General features: G+C 77.4%; 4 protein-coding genes. 3 read left to right on the top strand and 1 reads right to left on the bottom strand.

Translation table 11 applies throughout. From position 1 onward, the window contains the following. Positions 1–21 precede the first annotated feature (21 nt). The 3 genes from GTQ99_RS20965 to GTQ99_RS20955 all read left to right on the top strand — a co-directional run bounded on the left by GTQ99_RS20965 (position 22) and on the right by GTQ99_RS20955 (position 2,612). Positions 22–951: a D-isomer specific 2-hydroxyacid dehydrogenase family protein gene (locus GTQ99_RS20965; protein ID WP_166617637.1), complete on the top strand. Its 930-nt coding sequence runs from the start codon at positions 22–24 to the stop codon at positions 949–951. A gap of 65 nt (positions 952–1,016) precedes the next feature. Continuing rightward, positions 1,017–1,916: an MSMEG_6728 family protein gene (locus GTQ99_RS20960; RefSeq protein ID WP_166617636.1), complete on the top strand. Its 900-nt coding sequence runs from the start codon at positions 1,017–1,019 to the stop codon at positions 1,914–1,916. 36 nt (positions 1,917–1,952) lie between these two features. Further along, complete coding sequence (locus GTQ99_RS20955) at positions 1,953–2,612, top strand: HAD-IA family hydrolase (RefSeq protein ID WP_166617635.1); 660 nt, start codon at positions 1,953–1,955, stop codon at positions 2,610–2,612. A 50-nt stretch (positions 2,613–2,662) separates the two neighbouring features. On the opposite strand, the gene GTQ99_RS20950 is transcribed toward GTQ99_RS20955, so the two are convergent. Continuing rightward, positions 2,663–3,463 (bottom strand): DUF559 domain-containing protein, encoded by an 801-nt coding sequence (locus GTQ99_RS20950; RefSeq protein ID WP_166617634.1) that lies wholly within the window; start codon positions 3,461–3,463, stop codon positions 2,663–2,665. Between the last annotated feature and the right edge of the window lie 246 nt (positions 3,464–3,709).

Below are 3,709 nucleotides of genomic sequence, written 5' to 3'. Positions count from 1 at the left end.
GCGAGCAGGAGCGTCCCGTCCATGGCCCCCGCGCAGACCAGCACCCCCGCCGTCCACGTCGGCCCCGGCTCCTCGGCGGAGGTCGAGGCCGCCGTCGAGCGCGGCGGCGGGCGCCTGGTGCCGCTGGAGGAGGCCGAGGTCCTCGTCGTCGTCGGCGGCCACGGCGAGCTGCCCGAGCTGCCCGCGGCCGTGCGCTGGGTGCAGCTGCCCTCCGCGGGCATCGAGGCGTGGGTGGACAGCGGGCGCCTGGACCGCGAGCGCACCTGGACCTCGGCCACCGGCGCGTACTCCTCCGCCGTCGCCGAGGGCGCCGTCGCGCTGCTGCTGGCGGGCGTGCGCGGCATCGGCCTGGCCGCCCGGCAGTCCACCTGGCGCCCCGAGGACGTCGGCCCGGTGCAGTCCACGCTGCGCGGGGCCACGATCGCGATCGTGGGCGCCGGCGGCATCGGGCGGGCCATGATCCCCGCCTTCACCGGCCTCGGCGCGAGCGTGCTGGCCGTCACCCGCCGCGGCCACGCCGTCGAGGGCGCCGAGCGCACCCTGCCCGCCGACCGGGTCGGCGAGGTGTGGGAGGCCGCCGACCACGTCGTGCTCGCGGCCCCCGCCACCGAGGCCACCCGCGCCCTCGTCGGCGCGCAGCAGCTGGCCGCGCTGGGCCCGCAGGGCTGGCTGGTCAACATCGCCCGCGGCTCCCTGGTGGACACCGACGCCCTCGTCGAGGCCCTGGCGGCGGGCACCATCGCCGGGGCCGCGCTCGACGTCACCGACCCCGAGCCGCTGCCCGACGGGCACCCGCTGTGGAGCGAGCCGCGCTGCATCGTCACCCCGCACGCGACCAACCCCTCGCAGCTGCAGAGCGCGGCGCTGGCGGCGCGGGTGGAGGAGAACGTGCGCCGCTTCGCGGCGGGCGAGGACCTGCTCGGCCTCGTCGACCTCGACGCCGGGTACTGACGCCGGGTACCGACCCGGCGCGTCCTCGACGTGCGACGGCCGTCGCCGCGCGCCACGGTGGGCGGGTGCAGACCTTCCTGCCCTACCCGGACTTCGCGCGGTCGGCGGCCGTCCTCGACGCCCCGCGGCTGGGCAAGCAGCGGGTCGAGACGCTGCAGGTGCTGCGCGCCCTCGAACTGCCCGACTACGGCTGGGTGAACCACCCCGCGGTGCGGATGTGGCGCGGCTGCACGCCCGCGCTCGTCGCCTACGGCCTGGCCTGCGTCGCGGAGTGGAAGCGGCCCGGGCGCGCCGACTCCACCGAGCGGCTCATCGCCGAGTTCGCCCCCGAGGTCGTCGGGCGCCCGCAGCCGGAGCTGGCGGACCTCATGCCGCCGTGGCTGGGCGACGAGGCCGTGCACCGCAGCCACCGCTCGGCGCTGCTGCGCAAGGATCCCGCCTTCTACCGGCCGCTCTTCGGCGACGGGGAACCCGACGACCTGCCCTACCACTGGCCGGACCCGCCCTCGCTGGAGCCGCCCGTGCGCGGTGCCGGCCGGCTGGTGTGGGTCGTGCGCCCCGGTGCGCCCGAGGCCGTCGGGGAGTTCCTCACCGACGGCGTCGTGGGGCTGGGCACCGAGAGCGGCATCGACGTCGACGTGCGGCTGGCCGCCGAGGGCGCCACGCTGCGCCAGCTGCTCAAGGAGGTCCGCCCGGGCCGGCGGCCCGGCAAGGACCTGCGGGTCCTGGACACCTTCGTCAACGAGCTGGAACCCGGCGACGAGGTCGCGCTGCCCATCGAGGGCGAGCGCGCGCTGCTGCTGGGCGAGGTCGTCGGCGACTACGAGTTCGACGCCCGCAAGGGCGTCGTCGCCCCGCACCGGCGCCGCGTGCGCTGGGGCGGGCGGGTGGCGCGCTCGGACGTGCAGCCCCCCGCACTGCTCCAAGACCCGCGCAAGCTGTTCTGCGTCGACGTGGCGGCGTGAAGACCCCGGCAGGACCCGACCTGGAGGTTCCCCCTCGTGGCAGACACCGCGCTCCTCGACGTCGACGGCACGCTCGTCGACACCAACTACCAGCACTCCGTCGCGTGGTTCCGCGCGTTCCGCCGCTTCGGGCTGACGCTGCCCGTGTGGCGCATCCACCGCGCCATCGGCATGGGCGGCGACCAGCTCGTGCCCGCCGTCGCCGGGCAGGAGTTCGAGGCCGAGCACGGCGACGACGCGCGCAGCGCGTGGACGGAGGAGTTCGACCCGCTGCTGCCCGAGGTGCAGCCCTTCGACGGCGCGCGCGACCTGCTCGCCGAGCTCGGCCGCCGCGGCTGGACGGTCGTGCTGGCCTCCTCCGGCCAGCAGCAGCACGTCGAGGCGTTCCTCGACAAGCTCGACGCCCGCGAGCTGTGCGCGGCGTGGACGAGCTCGGCCGACGCCGAGGCCACCAAGCCCGCGCCCGACCTGTTCCAGGTCGCCCTCCAGCGGGTCTCCGGGCGCGCCGGCGTCGTCCTCGGCGACTCCACGTGGGACGTGGAGGCCGCCGCGAAGGCCGGCATGGCGGGGGTGGCGGTGCGCACCGGCGGCTACTCCACCGACGAGCTCGCCGGCGCCGGGGCCAGCGGCGTGCACGACTCCCTGCGCGAGCTCCTCGAGCACCTCGACGACACGCCCTTCGCCTCCCCGTCCTGACGCCCCGCCACCACGTCCGGTGGTGATCTTGCGCGGTGCACCGCGCAAGATCACCACCGCCGGGTGCGCAGCTGCGGTGCGAGCCCCAGCAGCTCGCCGACGCCGAGCTCCAGGTGCAGCGAGCGCCCGAGCACCTCGCCGGCCCCGACGCCGACGACCGTCCAGCCCCGCTGCGCCAGGTGCCCGCGCCGGCGACGGTCGTGCGCCAGGGGACCGGCACCGTCGTGGAACTCGCGGCCGTCGAACTCGACCGCCAGCCGCCGCGCCGGCCAGCCCAGGTCGAGGCGGTAGCCCGCCACCGGGATCTGCGTGCGCGCCCGGGGGAACCCCGCGTCGGCCAGCCGCAACCGCAGCCACGACTCGCCCGGCGATTCCGCGCCCGGGTCGGTGAGCGCCACGAGGCGACGCGCCCGCGCCACCCCGCGCTGCCCGGCCGCGGCGTCCAGGCGCAGGAGGGCCTGGACGGGGGAGAAGGACCCGCGTCGCGCGGCGAGGTCGAGGACCGCCAGCGCCAGCGGCGGCGGGGCGAAGCGTGCGGTGTCCAGGACCGTGCGCAGCGGCGACGTCACGGGCACCCCGTCGACGAGGACGACGTCACCGGCCAGGTCGGCGGCGAAGCAGCGCACGCCGCTGCGGCGGACCGGCGCCGTGCCCGCGGGCACGACGACCTCGACGGGGCGGGCGGTGCCGCGCTCGTGCGGCATCCGCAGGCCGATGCCGTGCAGGGCGGCGGCGCTGCGGTGGGCGAGCGCTGCGCCCGGGGGCAGCAGGGGCAGCAGGTGCCGCACGCGCACCTCCTCGTCGACGTCGAGGTCGGCGAGGACGTCGGGGAGGGTCGCGCGGATCGGCACCGCCGCAGGGTGTCCGCTCCGGCCGGACCTCCCGCACCCCCGTCCACAGCCCGGCCCCCGGCGACCGGAGCCCCTGTGGACAGGCGGTGATCTTCCACGGTGCACCGTGGAAGATCACCGCTGGGAGGGGATCACCGCTGGGAGGTTCGCCGCGCCGGGGAGGTTCGCTGCGGCGGAGGCCGGCGGTCAGGACGTGGGCAGCACCGGGGCGGGGCGCACGGTGCGCGAGCCGCGGGGGACCGGGAC

It is taken from the genome of Kineococcus vitellinus, assembly GCF_009906315.1.
GTDB lineage: Bacteria > Actinomycetota > Actinomycetes > Actinomycetales > Kineococcaceae > Kineococcus > Kineococcus vitellinus.
Note: the sequence above shows the minus strand (reverse complement) of the source record. Positions and strands in the feature narration are given on the sequence as shown.

Coding starts and splice junctions, on each gene's coding strand:
- GTQ99_RS20965 (WP_166617637.1), top strand. CDS start 22: ATGGCCCCCGCGCAGACCAGCACCCCCGCCGTCCACGTCGGCCCCGGC.